Source organism: Kribbella sp. NPDC004138 (assembly GCF_053603655.1).
Window position 1 is genome coordinate 177952 of sequence record NZ_JBSGFZ010000021.1, and the last position, 15282, is coordinate 193233.

The 15282-nt window shown below is 69.4% G+C and carries 14 protein-coding genes; 9 read left to right on the forward strand and 5 right to left on the reverse strand.

The features are described 5' to 3' along the window. The first annotated feature begins 168 nt into the window (after positions 1-168). The 9 genes from ssd (at position 169) to ACWEOO_RS28310 (ending at position 8190) form a co-directional block, all read left to right on the forward strand. Entirely contained in the window at positions 169-1263 is a 1095-nt protein-coding gene (gene ssd / locus ACWEOO_RS28270; RefSeq protein WP_452145600.1) for a septum site-determining protein Ssd, read from the forward strand. Then, positions 1260-2975, forward strand: coding sequence for a TadA family conjugal transfer-associated ATPase (locus ACWEOO_RS28275; protein WP_452145601.1), 1716 nt, complete (start codon positions 1260-1262; stop codon positions 2973-2975). The genes ssd and ACWEOO_RS28275 overlap by 4 nt, the downstream gene beginning before the upstream one ends. Positions 2976-3133: 158 nt before the next feature. After that, complete coding sequence (locus ACWEOO_RS28280; RefSeq protein ID WP_452145602.1) at positions 3134-3874, forward strand: type II secretion system F family protein; 741 nt, start codon at positions 3134-3136, stop codon at positions 3872-3874. Between the two features lie 230 nt (positions 3875-4104). Then, the gene (locus ACWEOO_RS28285; RefSeq protein WP_452145603.1) at positions 4105-4821 is read left to right on the forward strand and encodes a type II secretion system F family protein; all 717 of its coding nucleotides are present in this window, start codon (positions 4105-4107) and stop codon (positions 4819-4821) included. A 120-nt stretch (positions 4822-4941) separates the two neighbouring features. Then, positions 4942-5343, forward strand: a complete 402-nt coding sequence (locus ACWEOO_RS28290; protein ID WP_452145604.1) for a DUF4244 domain-containing protein — start codon at positions 4942-4944, stop codon at positions 5341-5343. An 850-nt stretch (positions 5344-6193) separates the two neighbouring features. After that, positions 6194-6526, forward strand: a complete 333-nt coding sequence (locus ACWEOO_RS28295) for a TadE family type IV pilus minor pilin (RefSeq protein WP_452145605.1) — start codon at positions 6194-6196, stop codon at positions 6524-6526. Next, the gene (locus ACWEOO_RS28300; RefSeq protein ID WP_452145606.1) at positions 6523-6927 is read left to right on the forward strand and encodes a flp pilus-assembly TadE/G-like family protein; all 405 of its coding nucleotides are present in this window, start codon (positions 6523-6525) and stop codon (positions 6925-6927) included. Before ACWEOO_RS28295 ends, ACWEOO_RS28300 begins: the two co-directional genes overlap by 4 nt. Positions 6928-7112: 185 nt before the next feature. Then, complete coding sequence (locus ACWEOO_RS28305; protein ID WP_359941054.1) at positions 7113-7733, forward strand: response regulator transcription factor; 621 nt, start codon at positions 7113-7115, stop codon at positions 7731-7733. A 10-nt stretch (positions 7734-7743) separates the two neighbouring features. Beyond that, positions 7744-8190, forward strand: coding sequence for an NYN domain-containing protein (locus ACWEOO_RS28310; protein WP_452145607.1), 447 nt, complete (start codon positions 7744-7746; stop codon positions 8188-8190). Positions 8191-9107: 917 nt separating this feature from the next. On the opposite strand, the gene ACWEOO_RS28315 is transcribed toward ACWEOO_RS28310, so the two are convergent. The 5 genes from ACWEOO_RS28315 to ACWEOO_RS28335 are packed head-to-tail and all read right to left on the reverse strand — an operon-like array spanning position 9108 to position 14700. Further along, on the reverse strand, positions 9108-10355 hold the full coding sequence (locus ACWEOO_RS28315; RefSeq protein WP_452145608.1) for a CehA/McbA family metallohydrolase: 1248 nt from the start codon (positions 10353-10355) through the stop codon (positions 9108-9110). Positions 10356-10395: 40 nt separating this feature from the next. Continuing rightward, a complete protein-coding gene (locus ACWEOO_RS28320) occupies positions 10396-11487 on the reverse strand; it encodes an ABC transporter ATP-binding protein (RefSeq protein WP_452145609.1) in 1092 nt (363 codons plus the stop codon). After that, positions 11487-12308: a carbohydrate ABC transporter permease gene (locus tag ACWEOO_RS28325; protein ID WP_355474981.1), complete on the reverse strand. Its 822-nt coding sequence runs from the start codon at positions 12306-12308 to the stop codon at positions 11487-11489. Before ACWEOO_RS28325 ends, ACWEOO_RS28320 begins: the two co-directional genes overlap by 1 nt. Further along, the gene (locus ACWEOO_RS28330) at positions 12305-13261 is read right to left on the reverse strand and encodes a carbohydrate ABC transporter permease (protein WP_359936870.1); all 957 of its coding nucleotides are present in this window, start codon (positions 13259-13261) and stop codon (positions 12305-12307) included. Before ACWEOO_RS28330 ends, ACWEOO_RS28325 begins: the two co-directional genes overlap by 4 nt. After that, on the reverse strand, positions 13261-14700 hold the full coding sequence (locus ACWEOO_RS28335) for an extracellular solute-binding protein (RefSeq protein WP_452145610.1): 1440 nt from the start codon (positions 14698-14700) through the stop codon (positions 13261-13263). The genes ACWEOO_RS28330 and ACWEOO_RS28335 overlap by 1 nt, the downstream gene beginning before the upstream one ends. Positions 14701-15282 lie beyond the last annotated feature (582 nt).

Genomic DNA, 15282 nt, shown 5'->3' on the forward strand with positions numbered 1-15282 from the left:
GGTGAAATTTAGTTAAAGACGCTTCGAAAGGAACCGTAACCGTTCCCGGCGGGTTGGTCGCGGGCTCGTCGTGGCGGGTTCCCGCTGCTGACGGAAACCCGACAACCCTTTGTCCACAGGGATCCGGTGCCGTTCCCGGAAGCCGCCCGACAACGGCATGTTCTAGGTATGGACACGAACTCACCACCCCCATCGGTGCTGATGGCAACCACCAACGAGACCCTGCTCGACGACCTGCTCCGGCTGGCTGCGGCCGCATCCGTCACACCCTTGGTCGAGGCGCACCTGCCCGGCCTGCGACGCAGCTGGCACACCTGCTCCCTGGTCGTCGTCGGCCGCGACCTCGCCGAGCCGCTGGCCCGCGTCCAGCCCGCGCACCGGCCCGGGGTCGTAGTGGTCGGCTCGACCGCGGACGGCGACGACCTCTACCGGTGCGCGTTCGACGTCGGCGCCGATGCGGTCTGCCGATTGCCCGACGACGAGCCGCTGCTGGCCGGCAAGCTGTCCGACACCTTGGACGGTGGCACTCGCGCCGCTGTCACCCTGGCGTTCGTCGGCGGCTGCGGGGGAGCGGGTTCGACCACGCTCGCTGCCGCGGTCGCCGTCCTCGGCAACCGACGCGGGCTCCGGACGATGCTGATCGACGGCGATCCGCTCGGCGGCGGGATCGAGCTCGCCCTCGGTATCGAGCGCGACCCGGGGGACCGCTGGCCCAAACTGCTGAACGCAGCGGGCCGGATCAGTGCGGCCGCGCTCCGCTCCGCACTCCCTTCGGTCGACGGCCTGTCGGTCCTGTCCTGGGACCGGTCCGACGTCACCGTCCTGCCCCCGGACACGATGAGCTCGGTCATCGGCGCCGCCCAGCGCAGCACCGATCTGGTCGTCCTCGACCTGCCCCGCCGCGCGGATCCGGCCGTCGAGGAAGGCTTCGTCCGCTCCACCGCCACCCTGCTCGTCGTTCCTTGCGACGTCCGCTCGGTCGCCGCCGCCAAGCGTCTCGCGGGTCCGCTCCGGGCCGTCGCCGGCGACCTCCGCGTGGTCGCGCGCGACTCCCGCCCCGGTCCATCCGCCGCCGATGTCGCGGCTCACCTCGAGTTGCCCTTGGCAACCAAGCTCGGAGTCGACCGCAACCTCCCCGCCGCGATGGACGACGGTCACTTTCCGCTCCACGCTCGAAGCCCGCTCACTCGCGCCGCCGACACTCTGCTGGACCTGTTCACTCCACCTGATCCGTCCGTCCTGACCAGGCAGGTGCCCACATGACCACGACGGTTGTGCCGGCAGACCTACTCGACCGCGTCCGCGGCACTCTCGCACTCACCGGCGCGGAGCCGACGCCCGTTCACGTCGCGGCAGCCCTCCGCGCCGACGGCACCGTCTGCGGCGACTCCATGGTCCTCGCGGTCGTTACCGCCCTCCGCCGTGAGGCCCTCGGCGCCGGACCACTCGACAGCCTGCTCGCCGAGCCCGGCGTGACCGACATCCTCGTCAACGGCCCGGACGAGGTCTACATCGACCGCGGCCGCGGACTCGAGTTCGTCGCGATCCGCACCGGCGACGAGCCGGCCATCCGCCGCCTCGCCACCCGCCTCGCCGCCGCGGCCGGCCGCCGCCTCGACGACTCCACGCCGTACGTCGATGTGCGCCTCGCCGACGGCACCCGCTTCCACGCCGTCCTCGCCCCGGTCGCCGCGCCAGGCACGTGCCTGTCCCTCCGCGTCCCGTCACGCAAGGTCTTCACCCTCGACGACCTGGTGGCGGCGGGCGCCCTCCCGCAAGCAGGCGCCGCAATCCTCCAGGACCTGCTCGACTCCCGCCTGGCCTTCCTCATCAGCGGCGGCACCGGCACCGGCAAGACCACATTGCTCAATTCCCTGCTGTCCTTGGCGAATCCCGCTGAGCGCCTCGTCCTGGTCGAGGACGCCAACGAACTCCGCCCCGACCACCCGCACGTGGTTCGCCTGGAAGCCCGCCCGCCCAACATCGAAGGCACCGGCGAGATCTCCCTCCGCGACCTGGTCCGCCAAGCCCTCCGCATGCGCCCCGACCGCCTGGTCGTCGGCGAGGTCCGAGGCCCCGAAGTAGTAGACCTCCTGACCGCCCTCAACACCGGCCACGAAGGCGGCTGCGGCACCATCCACGCCAACTCCGCCGCCGACGTCCCCGCCCGCCTGGAAGCCCTAGGCGCCCTAGCAGGCCTAACCCCCTCCGCCATCCACAGCCAAGCAGCCTCAGCCCTACACGCAGTAATCCACCTAACCCGATCCCCCAACGGCCACCGCCGAATCACCGAGATCCACACCCTCACCAAACCCCCCAACGCCCCCTTAACCACCCACCCCGCGGTCACCTTCCACCCCAACAACACCCTCACCCTTCACCCCCCATCCCACCGCTTCACCCCCAAACCCCCAAAAACCCCACCCCCCGCTCCCACACCCGCCACCCACTCGGCACTCACGCCTCCCCCCACACCCGCCACCCGCTCGGCACTCACGCCTACCCCCAGCCCGGCGCCCACTCCTACCACCGCCTCTCCCGTCACGCCTGCCAACGGCACAGCTCTGACACCCGGCACAGCTCTGACGCCCGGTGCAGCTCTCACGCCCGCACCCGGTGCAGCCCGCATGCCCGCCGCCGACACCGCTCCCACGCCCGCCACGGGCGCCCTTCCCGCTCCCGTTCCCACACCCACCTCTGGCTCCGGCTCCGGGTATGTCGCCGGCTCCGCTCCCACGCCTGCCGCCGGCTCGGGTTTCACGCCTGCCTCCGACTCGCCTCTCACCCCCGCACCCGGCTCCGCTCCCACGCCTGCGGCCTGCTCGCCTCTCACGCCCGCACCCGGCTTCGCTCCCACACTTGCCGCCGATGCCGTTCCCGCTCCCGCACCCAGCCCGTTCCCCACGCCCGCACCCGTCTCGGTCCAAATGCCCGCCTCCGGCTCCGTTCCCACGCCCGCTGCCGGTGCCGCATGACCCCAGCTCTCGTCGCCGCCCTCCTGGCTCTCCTAACCTGCGCCCTCGCTCTGCCACCCCGCCGACCAGGCCTCCACCGTCTGACAACCCGCACCACCCCACCCACCCGGCGACCACCCACCCAAGCGAACCCCCACCCCCAATCGCCCCACGCTCAATTGCCAGGCATCCAACCGACCAGCCTCGAACCGACCGCCCTCCGCCCGCCGAGCCGCCACCTCCGATCCGGCCTGCCCCGAGCCTGGCTCCTCGCCCCACCAACCGCCCTGGCCACCGCCCTCTTCGGCCCCCAAGCCCTCGTCTCAGCCCTCGCGATCGCCGTCATCCTGGCCTTGATAGCCAACCAACGCGCTCACCATCAACAGCAGAAACTCATCGCAACCCGCCGCACCACCATCATCGAAGCCCTCGACGTACTCGCCGCCGACCTAACAGCCGGCCGCCCACCCATAGCAGCCCTGGAAGGCGCCGCCTCCATCAGCCCAGACTTCGAATTCGCCCACGCCGCAGCCAAACTCGGCGCCGACGTCCCCACCGCCCTCACCCGAGCAGCCACCACCCCCGGCGCCTCCAGCCTCCGAGCCCTAGCCGCAGCCTGGCGCGTCACCGAACAATCCGGCGCCGCCTTCGCCACCCTCACCGAACGACTGGCCGACTCCCTCCGCGCCGACGAATCCATCCACCGCCAAACCCAATCCAGCCTCGCCGGCGCCCGCTCCACCGCCCGAATCCTCGCCATGCTCCCGGCATTCGGCATATCCATCGGCTACCTCCTGGGCGCCGACCCCCTCACCTTCCTAACCACCACCCCACCAGGCTGGCTCTGCCTACTAACAGGCCTCGCCCTAACCACCACCGGCCTCCACTGGACCACCCGAATCTCCACCCCCCACCCCTGACCTGCACCCCCACCACCCACCTGCCTGCCCAATCCCGCCGAGCCTGACCTGCGCGACTCCCGTCAGGGCTGACCCGGGCCCATTCCGCCGGGCCCGACCCGCGTCCTTCCCGCCGGGCCTGGCCCGCGCCAGCAGCAACCGCACTGCACCTCGCCTGTGTCCGCCCCTCCAACATTCACCTCACCCAAGCACTCCCTGCCCAACTCACTCCCGCTCCCTCGAGACCTCGCATGCCCCACATCCTGGCCGCCGCAACGGCCGTTGCCATAAGCATCTATCTCCTGACCCCGCCCCACCCCAACCTCCGCCGCCTAACCCCACCCCGCCCCCGATCCCGCCCCCAACCCCCGCGATCCCACCGCCTGGCCGCAGCCGGCGCGGCCTTAGCCGCGCTCACCATCCTCGGCCTCCCGTGGGGCCTAATCCCAAGCGCAATCGCGTACTACGCCATCCCCCGAGCCCTGTCCCGCCTCGAACCAGCCACCACCAGACAACGCAACGCCCGCATAGCCCAGGACCTCCCCCTCGCGATCGACCTCCTGACCGCCTGCCTCCGAGCCGGCCGCCCACCCCAACAAGCCCTCGCCCTCGTAGCCGAAGCCCTACCCGGCCCCCTGGCCGACGTCTTCACGAAGATCGCCCACCACCTGGCATTGGGCGCCGACCCAACCACCGCCTGGTCCCACCTACGAGCCGAACCATCCTGCGCCCCGATGGCCCGAGCCATCTCCCGCTCACTCCGCTCCGGTGCCCCACTCTCCAAAACCCTCGACCACCTAGCGGACGAAACCCGCCGCGCCCATCACCACCTCGCCGACCAACAAGCCCGAGCCGCAGAATCCCGCGCCACGCTGCCCCTTGGCCTGTGCTTCCTCCCCGCCTTCGTCCTCCTCTCCATCGTCCCCACAATCGCCGACGCCCTCATCCCCTACCTCCTCCACCCCTGACCACACCACTCACCTCGTATCCACAACCCAAAACTCCCGTGAAAAAAGGACATCCAACAACGGCACCTTTACCAACGACCCCACGCACCATCCCCACGCCCGCTCTCGCAGGAGGCCCAAATGCCCAAGGCACCAGCAGCCACCAGCAACCGCCCCCACCCCACGGCTCCCCAAGCCCTAAAAGCTGATCCGGAGCTCGAGCTCAATGCGCCGGAGAGCGCCCCCGTCTGGGTCGGTGATCACGCCCGCAGCCGCACCCGCCGCGAAGGCACCTCTCGCGAAGAGGTCTGCCGACTCCCCGCCAAGTCGATCCGACGCCTCCACGGCAATCCCATCCACCATCTCCGACCCCACACAGAACGCGGGGCCATCACAGCCGAGTACGCCGTAGCCATCGTCGCCGCCTGCGGCCTCGGCGGCGTACTGGTCGCCCTTCTCAGATCCCCAGCGATGCAAGGCGCCCTCAAAGCCATCATCAACTACGGCCTAAAGATCGCCGGCGTAGAAGGCGTACACATCTGACCCACCCGAGCCAACCCGCCCGCCAGACGTTCAATCACCCACCGAGCAGGACCTTCCTAGCCCGAGCTCGGCAACGCGCGCTCAACAGCGAGCTCGCAAGACGGTCAATCGCCCGGCCCTAGCAAGCAATCTCACCAACGCGTTCCACCCTCTATCCGGCGGCCGGTCGATGCCCCCTCCTCGACCGGCCGCCACCCCAAGGAGTCTCATGCCCCACCACCCAGACTCTTCCGCCCCAGCCGCAGCCAAATCCGATGCCGCCTACCCCGACCGCGCCGACCGCGCCACCCGCGCACCCGCAAGACGTGCCGACGGTGCCACCCGGGCCATCCGGGCCGACGGTGCCAGCTTGGCCTATCGCGCCGGCGGGGCCGATCGTGTCTGCCGCGTTGCCCGCTCTAGCTGTGCCGAATATTCCGGCTGCGCCGATCGTGCCACCCGCGTCACCGGCGCAACCCGCGCCGAGTGTGCCGATGGTGCCGACGGTGCCGACCGCGCAGGCCGAGCCGACCGGGCCGACCGGGCCGATCGTGCAGGCTGCGCTGACCGTGCCAGCTGCGCGGACCGTGCCGACCGTGCCAGCCGTGCCGATGGGGCCGACCGGGCCGGCGTTGGTAGATGCGTTGACCGGGTCAGGCGGGTGGTCGTGTTCGATCGCGTCACTTGGTTTAGCTACACCGTCGACCGCGTTGACGGGCCCACGCCTGCTCAGCGCGGTGGCTGTGGCGACGGTGGTGACGGCATTGACGGGAGCGGAGGCGGGGAGCGCGCGGCGGTTGGCGGGTCTAGGGCTCGTCCAATGAGTGAGGTGAGGCCTGGCGGATTGCGGCGGCGGGGTGAGCGGGGAGCGGTGACGGCCGAGATGGCCTTGGTGTTGCCGGTGTTGGTTTCGGTTCTGTTGTTGGGGATCTGGTCCATCGGACTGGTCGTGCTGAACATCAGATGCATCGATGCTGCCCGCGACGCGGCGCGGGCGGTCGCCCGTGGCGAGTCGCTCGATCAGGCGAAGGCGATCGGACGCCGTACCGTTCCGACAGGCACGATCGTCATCACCCGCGAGGCATCAGACATCAAAGTGGTAGTCACTGCCGTGCCCGCGCATGCCCCGCCGTTGCTCGGTGTCTTCTCTCCCGCGAGCCTCACAGCGACTGCCATCCTGCAAGCGGAGCCGGAGACGCCATGACCCGCTCCGAACGAGGCAGCGCCACGCTTCACACCCTGTTCGCAGTCGTACTCCTCTGCACAGTGCTCGCCGCGGCGGTCCTCTGGACGGCCATCTCCACCGCCCGCCACAAACTCACCGCGGCGGCCGACATGACCGCGTTGAGCGCCGCCGATTCTCTCGATGTTTCCGACCCCGTCGATGCGACTGGTCACGCCGATCTGGGCGAGCAGAAACCCACAGGCACCAGACCGCCTGCAACACCTTGCGCGACCGCAGAGCGGACAGCCGCGCTCAACAAGGTGCAGCTGACCGCGTGCCTGGTCTCGTCCGACGCGGTGACTGTTGAGGTATCGCTGCGGTTGGACCTCCGAATAGCACGTCCAACTCTGAGCGCGGCCGCGCGAGCCGGCCCGGTCTGATGTCGCCTCGTCAACCACTCGTCGTGCGGCCGGTCCTCCGGTGATCGCGATCTGGTCGCAATCTGGTAGAGATGCCGCGTTGATGTGGACGACGTACGGACCGGCGCTCCATGATCGGGAACCGAGTACTGCTCATGTTCCCGGACGTACTTCCCCGGCGTCCGGATGCTACCTCGGAGGCTCGTTTGCCCGACCCGATTCGGCTGCTGCTGGTTGACGACCAGATCCTCAGCCGAGGTTTGCTTCGCAGCGGTCTGGAGCGTGAGCGCGATCTGAAGATCGTTGCCGAGCTCAACCGATCTGACGACGTCGTGGGTGCCGCCAAACGGCATCGGGCGAACGTCGCGCTGCTCGACGCGGCCGGTCCGGGCAACGACAGCATCACTGTGACCACCAAGTTGCGTACGTCGATGCCGGAGTGCCGGGTCGTCATGCTCACGACGTACGGGCGGCCGGTGCACATGCGCCGCGGGCTGGATGCCGGTGCGAAAGGATTCGCGTTGAAGGGCAGTCCGGTACCGCAGTTGGCAGATGCGGTACGGCGGGTGCACCTGGGCCTCCGGGTGGTCGACGCGAACCTCGCGGCCGACAACCTCCGGTACTCCGAAACTCCGCTCAACGCTGACGAGACAGACACTCTTCGCGCGGCGCGGGACGGCGGATCGGTCGCGCTGATGGCACAGAAGCTCGACGTGTCCGAGCGTGTCGTCCGTACTCGACTGTGGTCGGCGATCGGCAAGACCGGTGCGCACACTCGATCCGACGCGGTCGAGATCGCGGAACGAAACGGCTGGCTTCTCGACTAGTTGATCGTCGATGGTCTGCGGGGACGGGCAGACTGGGGTGGTGGATGACGGTCGGAGCCGAGTTGTCGTGGTCGATGCTGCGAACGTGGTTGGGTCGCGGCCGGACGGATGGTGGCGGGATCGGGTCGGCGCAGCTCGGCGGTTGTTGACGCGGCTCGCTGCCTTGCAGGAGGAGTTGCCGGACACCGACGTGGTTGTGGTGTTGGAGGGTGCTGCTTGCCGGGCGGTGTCTGGGGACGGTGCGCCGGATACGGGGCGGGTTCGGGTCGTGCTTGCTTCGGGGTCCGGGGACGACACGATCGTGAGCGTTACCGCGGAGGTCGTCGGGCAGGCGCATCACCCGGCGGTCACCGTCGTCACTGCGGACCGCGAGCTCCGGCAACGTGTCGAACCCACCGGCGCGACCACCACCGGTCCGCGCTGGCTCCTCGATCAGCTGGACGCGCTACCCGAGTAGCTGGCTGGAACCGCTCGTACGCCGCCGGCATTCATGCGTGCGGCAACAATCTGGCGCGGCACAAGCCACGACCTCGCCGTGCCAAACCGGCCTGCGCACGAACAGACCCAGGTTGAGCTGCTGTAGCAGAAGTTGAATTCACCTGTGCGGCCTCGCCGGGCTGGATTGGTCAGGTCGACCACTGCGTCACGCAAGCACTAATCCCGTCGCCGACCTGACATCACCGCCGCCGCATACACCGGCCGCCCTCGGCTGCTCGCCTCCCGCACCGCGTGTGCCGCACCGCGTGCGCGGGCCTGCGCATGCGGTGGTGCCGGTGCGGTCGTGCCTGTGCCGTCGTACCCGCCCTGGCCTGACCGTGCGACCCGCCTGGATTGGGTACATGCGCCGGCGCGGCCCTCGGGGTGTGGGCTTGCCTCGTCGTACCTGCGCCGTCGTACTTCCGCCGTCGTACGTGTGCTGGCCGGGCTGCGCCGGTCCGCCTGGATTGGGTGCACGTGTCGGCGCGGTCCTGCGGGTGCGGGCTTGCCTTGTCGTGCCCGTAGCCGTCCTACCTGCGCGCCGGCTGGGCTGCGCCGACTTGCTGGTTTGGGCGCATGTGCCGGGCTGCTCTGCCAGACCTGCGTGGTTGGTCGGCCCTGTGCTGGGTCTTTGCGGGTGGGCGTGTGCGGGGCCGGTTGTGTCGGCTCGCGTCTGTCGCTCTGCCCGAGCTGCGTGTGTCGCGCCGCCTGAGCTGCTTGTGCCGCTTGCCTGCGGCGGCCTGCCTGAGCTGCGGGTGCCGGCCGGTGCAGCGGTTCATCTCTGGCGGGCTGCGGGTGCGTCGTGGGGCTGGCGGTGTCTGGCCGTTGGGGCCGCGATGTCGTGCCACCGTGTGCGCCGGGCCGCATGCTCGGGCGCCTGTGCTGGGGGATGGAGAGTTAGGCGCAGGCCGAGAGGAGTTGGCCGGTGTGGGTTATGAGGAGGTGGGGGCCGGGGGCGGCGGGGAGGTGGGTTTTGGGGGTGGGGACGGGGTGGCGGGTGCCGTCGGGGGAGATGACGAGGGTGTTGGGGGCGTCCAGGGCGATGAGTTCGTCGTCGGCTCGGATCAGGACGGGGGCGGTGTAGGACCAGGAGAGCGCGGTGCGGCCGGCGGCTAGGGCTTGCAGGGTGGCGGTGGGGAGTTCGGCGGGGCCTTCGGCGTTGGCGTCTACGGCGATCCAGGTGGTGGGGGAGCCGGGGGGCATGAGGGACGTGGGGTTGTGCCAGTCGCTGCCGCCGATGGGGGTGGTGTTCTCGAGGCCCCACGCCTGCCACCAGGCGACGGGGCCGCCCCAGGTCTGGTCGAGCCAGGACGAGTGCCAGATCTCGGCGAGTGGCGGGTGTTCGGGGAGCGGGTGGCGCCACGAGCAGTCGCCGCCGAGCGGGTGGTTGATGGAGAGGAGACCGCCGCGCCGGGCGACTTCCGAGACCCAGGTGGCGGCCGGCCGGCGGAAGTCGATCGGGCCGATCTCGCCGAACGCGTTCGCGTGGCCGGTGTCGGTGGTGACTTCTTGGCCGGGGATGAGGCCGATGCCGAAGCGCTTGCTGAGCGACGGGAGTTCGGGGTGGTGGGCGACGGTGTTGTGGTCGGTGACGGCGAGTACGTCGAGTCCGGCCGACACACCGAGCGCGGCGAGGTTGGCGATCGGTGTCGAGCCGTCGGAGTGCAGGGAGTGCGCGTGGAAGTCGCCGGCGATCCATTTCAGGCCGGACGAGGCGGGCAGCGTACGGCGAGGTGGTCGCGGTGGTACGGCGATCGCGGCCGAGGCCTCGGCGTACTCGGTGAGGCCGGGGATGGTGTCGACTGGGCCGGTGACTGCCTCGACGAGGAGTTCGACGCCTTCGACCGGTACTCGGTGGAGGCCGAGGACGACCCACCAGGTGCCTGCTTCGAGCTCGCCGGGCACGTAGCCGGGCGTGGCGGCCGACGGTGTGATCGCGAAGGTGGTGCGGGCACCGCCGGACCAGCCGCGCCAGCCGGCCGCGCCCTCGCAGCCGATGTCGATGACGGCGCCCTCGACCGGCGGGATGGTGAGCGTGACGAGCAGGCCGGGGCAGTCGGCCGGGATGTCGACGGGCAGTGAATGCCACACCGACTCGGCGCGGTCGTCGAGTGTCCATCGCCGGCGGTACGACGTGACGGCCATCAGGCGATCTCCCTGCTCTCGAACGAGCTGTGCGGCAGCATCAGACGACGGAGGCCGGCTCGGCGGCCAGGAGTTCGCCGGTGTCCTGGATGTAGAGCAGGACACGAGATGCCGGCGCGGTCAGCGTGACGGGCGCGCCGGGTGCCGGCTCGGTCTCCTCGGGGACCGTCACGCCGATGAGGGTGCCGGCACAGTCGACGGTGACGAGTGACTGGGTGCCGAGGTTCTCGGCGACGACGACCTCGCCGCGCAGTGCGGGCCCGCTGACGTCGCCGGTGGACAGCGTCAGGTACTCGGGCCGGATGCCGACCGTGACCTCGGCATCCGTCGGGGTGGATGAGGTGGCCGCAGGCAACGATCCGCCGGCCACCGACACGGTGCCATCGCCGAGCACCTTGCCCGGGAGCAGGTTCATCGGCGTCGACCCGATGAAGTTCGCCACGAAGGTGTTGGCGGGACGGGCGAAGACCTCACGAGGCGATCCGAGCTGCCGGAGCTTGCCCGACTCCATGACGGCGATGCGGTCGGCGAGCGCCAACGCTTCGGCCTGGTCGTGGGTGACGAAGACCGTGGTGATGCCGAGGTCGCGCTGGAGCTTCTTCAGGAACGTCCGCGCCTCGAGCCGGAGCCGCGCGTCGAGGTTCGACAGCGGTTCGTCGAGCAGCAGGACTTTGCCTTCGGACGCGATCGCGCGGGCCAGCGCGACGCGCTGCTGCTGACCGCCGGACAGTTGCCCGGGTTTGCGCTCGAGGAGCCCGTCCAGCGACAACTCGCCCGCGGTACGCGACGCGACATCCGCGCGAGTAGCCGCGGCGACCCGGCGGACCTTCAAGGGATAGGTGATGTTCTCGGACACGCTCATGTGCGGGAAGAGCGCGTAGTCCTGGAACACCATCGCCACGCCGCGCTTGCCGGGCTCCACGCGAGTCACATCCGCCGCGTCGATCCGCACCGTCCCCTCGGTCGCGTTCTCCAGGCCGGCGATCGTCCGCAGCAGCGTGGTCTTGCCGCAACCGGACGGGCCGAGGAGGGCGAAGAACTCGCCGTCGGCCACGTGCAGGTCCAGCCCGTCGACGGCGCGGACGCCGTTCGGGTAGACGGTTGCGAGGCCTTCGATGTCGATGCCCGCCATCAGCTCTTGATCCCTCCGTGGAAACGGAACCCATAACGCGAGTTCACCAGCAGGTACAGCACGACGACCGGGATCGAGAACAGCAGCGAGAAGACCGGCAGCACCTGCAGGTTCACGCTGCCGCCTTCGTCGGTGAGGGTCTGCATCAGCACCGCACCGGGCTGCTTGTCGATCGACCGGATGAGCAGGAAGGGCACCAGAAAGTTGCCCCACGAGTTGACGAACGCCCAGACCATGATGGTCGCCAGCCCGGGGCGGGCGACCGGCAGGACCACGTCGCGCAGGATCTGGCCGGTGGACGCACCGAAGACCCGCGCCGACTCCTCGTACGACTTCGGCACCGCGTCGACGAAGTCCTTCAGGATGAAGATGGCCGCCGGCAACAGCCCGCCGGTCATCACCAGCGCGACGCCGAAGCGGGAGTCGATCAGCCCGAGCTGGAACATCATCACGAAGATCGGCACCATCGCCGCCGTCCCGGTGACGACCGAGGACAGCAGCAGCAGCCCGTACAGCAGGGCGTCGCGTCCCGGGATGCGGACCCGGGACAGCGCGTACGACGCCAGCGCCGCGAACGCGGTCACCGCGACGGCGGTCGTCACGCAGATCAGCAACGAGTTGACCATCGAGTGCATCGCGTACGGGTGGTCCAGCGTTTTCCGGACGTTCTCCAGCGTCCAGTCCGGCCAGTGCACGCCGAGACCTGGCGACGCGTCGAACGGCGCCGACGCGATCCACAGCATCGGTACGGCGAAGAACAGCGTGATCGCGCAGATCAGCACGTAGAAGCCGATCCGGCGCAGCACAAAGGACGTCGTCACGAGCGCCTCCGCAACAGCCGCAGATAGACCAGTGAGACCAGCAGGTTCGCGATCAGCAGCAGGAACGAGATGGCCGACGAGTACCCGAGCTCACCGCCCTGCAACGCCACGTTGTAGATGTAGACCGGCACCGTCTCGGACTCGTGGTTCGGTCCGCCCTTGGTGAGCAGGAACGGCGAGAAGTCGTTCGCCGTCCACAGCGAGATCAGCAGCGTGTTGGTCAGCACGTGCCCGCGGATGTGCGGGAAGACCACATCCCGCAGCGTCTGCCAGCCCGACGCCCCGACCATCCGCGCCGACTCGAGCTGCGACGGCGGCACGGCCTGCAGCGCCGACGAGTAGAGCATCATCGAGAACGCCGTACCGCGCCACGTGTTGAAGACCACGAGGCACGCCATCGGGTAGTCGATCAGCCACGCGGTCCCCGGCGTGCCCAGCAGACTGTTCAAGGTGCCGCCGTCGCGGTCGTAGAACGCGACCCACAGGTACGCGACCACGGTCGACGGCAGGATCCACGCGAGCAGGACGAACGCCTCGACGGTCCGGCGTACGGCGGGACGCGTGCGGCGCATCACCCACGCGAGCGTGAAGCCGAGCACGTTCTGCCCGATGATCGCGGAGCCGAGCACGAACAGCAGCGTCAGCCACAACGCGTTGTGGAACAGGGCGTCGTTCAACGCCTTCGTGTAGTTCGACAAGCCCACGATCGACGGCGACACGGCCTCGACGCCGGTCAGCCGGTAGTTCGTGACGCCGATGTAGATGGTCCAGAGCGCGGGGAAGATCAGGAACGCGCCGATCAGCAGCATCGCGGGCGCGACGAAGCCGAGCGCCCGGCCGACGCCGAGGCCCGCGACGTCGCGCGCGGGTCCCCGGCCACCGCCTGATCGACGGCCCGATCCACGTCCCGGCACCGGCTCGGCGGGCACGGGAGGTGCGGAAGCGGAAGTCATCAGTTGCTGTTGACCTTGTCCTTGCCGCCGGCCGCCGTCTCGACGGCCTTCCCGTACGCCGCCGCGGCGGCGTCGGTGCTCTTACCGCCGACCACGTCCGCGGTCGCCTGCTGCAGCGCCGCCGAGATCTTCGGGTACTCGGCCCGGCCCGGGCGGTACTGCGTGAGCGGCAGCACCTTCTCGGCGACGAAGCTCAGCATCGGGTCGCTCTTCAGCACCTCGCTGTTGACGTCCGAGCGCTGGGTGATCTTGGCGGCGCCGGCCAGCGACTCCTTCACCATCTCGGCGGAGTTCATGAACTGCAGGAACTCCCAGGCCTGCTGCGGGAACTTGGTGTTCGGGTTGATCACGGTCGCCCCGCCGCCGGACATCGAGACGAAATCCTGGCCCTTGACGCCGGCGCCCGGCTGCCGCGCCGGGATCATCGCCCAGCCCACCGCGGTGTCGCGGTCGGCCATCTTCGCGACGCCCTCCTTGGGCTCGACGACGCTGCGCCAGAAGTAGTCGCTCTCCAGCAGGATGCCGATCTTGTTCGCGGCGAACTCGGCGAACGACTTGTCCCGGCCCTTCGCCTCGCGCTGCAGAACCGGGTCGCCGAGACCCGTCGAGTACACCTGGTGGTAGAAGTCGAGCACCTGCCGCAGCTGCTCGTTGTTGCCCAGCCACTTGCCGTCGGAGTTCACGGTCGCGCCGGTGCCCACCAGCAGCGGCAGCACGCCCTGCATGGTGGTCGCCTCGCCCATCGCGGTCCCGGCGTTGATCTGGATCGGCGTCACGCCGGCGATCTTCTTCAGCGCCTGACCTGCGGAGATGATGTCGGCCCAGGACTTCGGCTGCCAGTCCGCGGGAAGTCCGGCCTGCTGGAACAGCTTCTTGTTGAAGTACAGCACGCGGCCGTCGGTGCCGCCGGGTACGCCATACCGCTGGCCGTTGTAGCTGCCGAGCGCCTGGACCGACTCCGGGATCTGCTTCCAGCCGTCCCAGTCGTCGACCTTGGCCCCAGATCCAGCACCGTCGCCGACCGTGTCACTGAGCGGCTTGATGTAGTTGGCCTGGGCGAACTCGCCGACCCAGATGCCGTCGATCTGGAACAGGTCCGGCCCGGACTTGTTCGACAGGTCGAGGGACAGCTTCTGCTTGTAGACCTCGTCGTCGGAGCCGTCGCCCTGGAACTTGACCGTGACGTCGACGCCCTTGCCCTTCTGGTCGGCGACGAACTTCGGGATCAGCACGTCCTCGACGAAGGTCGCGCCGGCGCTGCTCTTACCGCCCTTGACCGAGTTCGAACCGAAGGTCAGCTCGACCTTCTTGGCGTCGGCGTTCCGGTTCGCGTCCTGGTCGCCGCTGCCGGAGTCGGACGAGCCGAGGCATCCGGTGAGCAGGGCGAGGGCCGCGGCGCCGAGGACGCCGGCGGTGGTCAACCGCGAGAGAGATCGCATCAGGGCTCCTAGCAGAAGTGGTCCAGCAGCGTGCCGGTCAAACATTGGCACTCTCCGGCGACTATGTGAAGACTTTTTCCCAACCCGGAGGCGAACGTTGTCAGGGGCTGGAGGCAACCAACCGCGAACTGTCAAGTCGGGATCCCGTGGCAGTCGTTGCGGAAGAGTTAAAAGATGCTCAAGGTTGTGTGGCAACACGTAGTTGTCTAGATACAGAGGGTGATGAGTGGAGCTACTGTCTTGCCGTTCGGTTCAGCGGATCGGAGGTGAAAGACGTGAGACTGCTCCACGGAGTCGCTTGCCTTGTCGACGACCTGCTCTGCCACTGCTGGTGCTGGTGGTGACCGAGGGCCGCGCGGTGACGACACCGGGCTCCCGCTGACGCGCAAGCAGCGGGCATCCCGGAACTCATCCCCGAGCACCGCCTGGCCGACCGAGAGCGACGGCACGAGAGACAAGGAGAGAGAAGCGGGGGGGGGGGCGCCCCGGGGGGGGGGGGGGGGCGGGCCGGCCGTCGACGTCGGCGGGGTTTTGCGGGTGCGAGCGCAGCTCCAAAAACTCCGCCCCGCGGGGCGGCGGCTG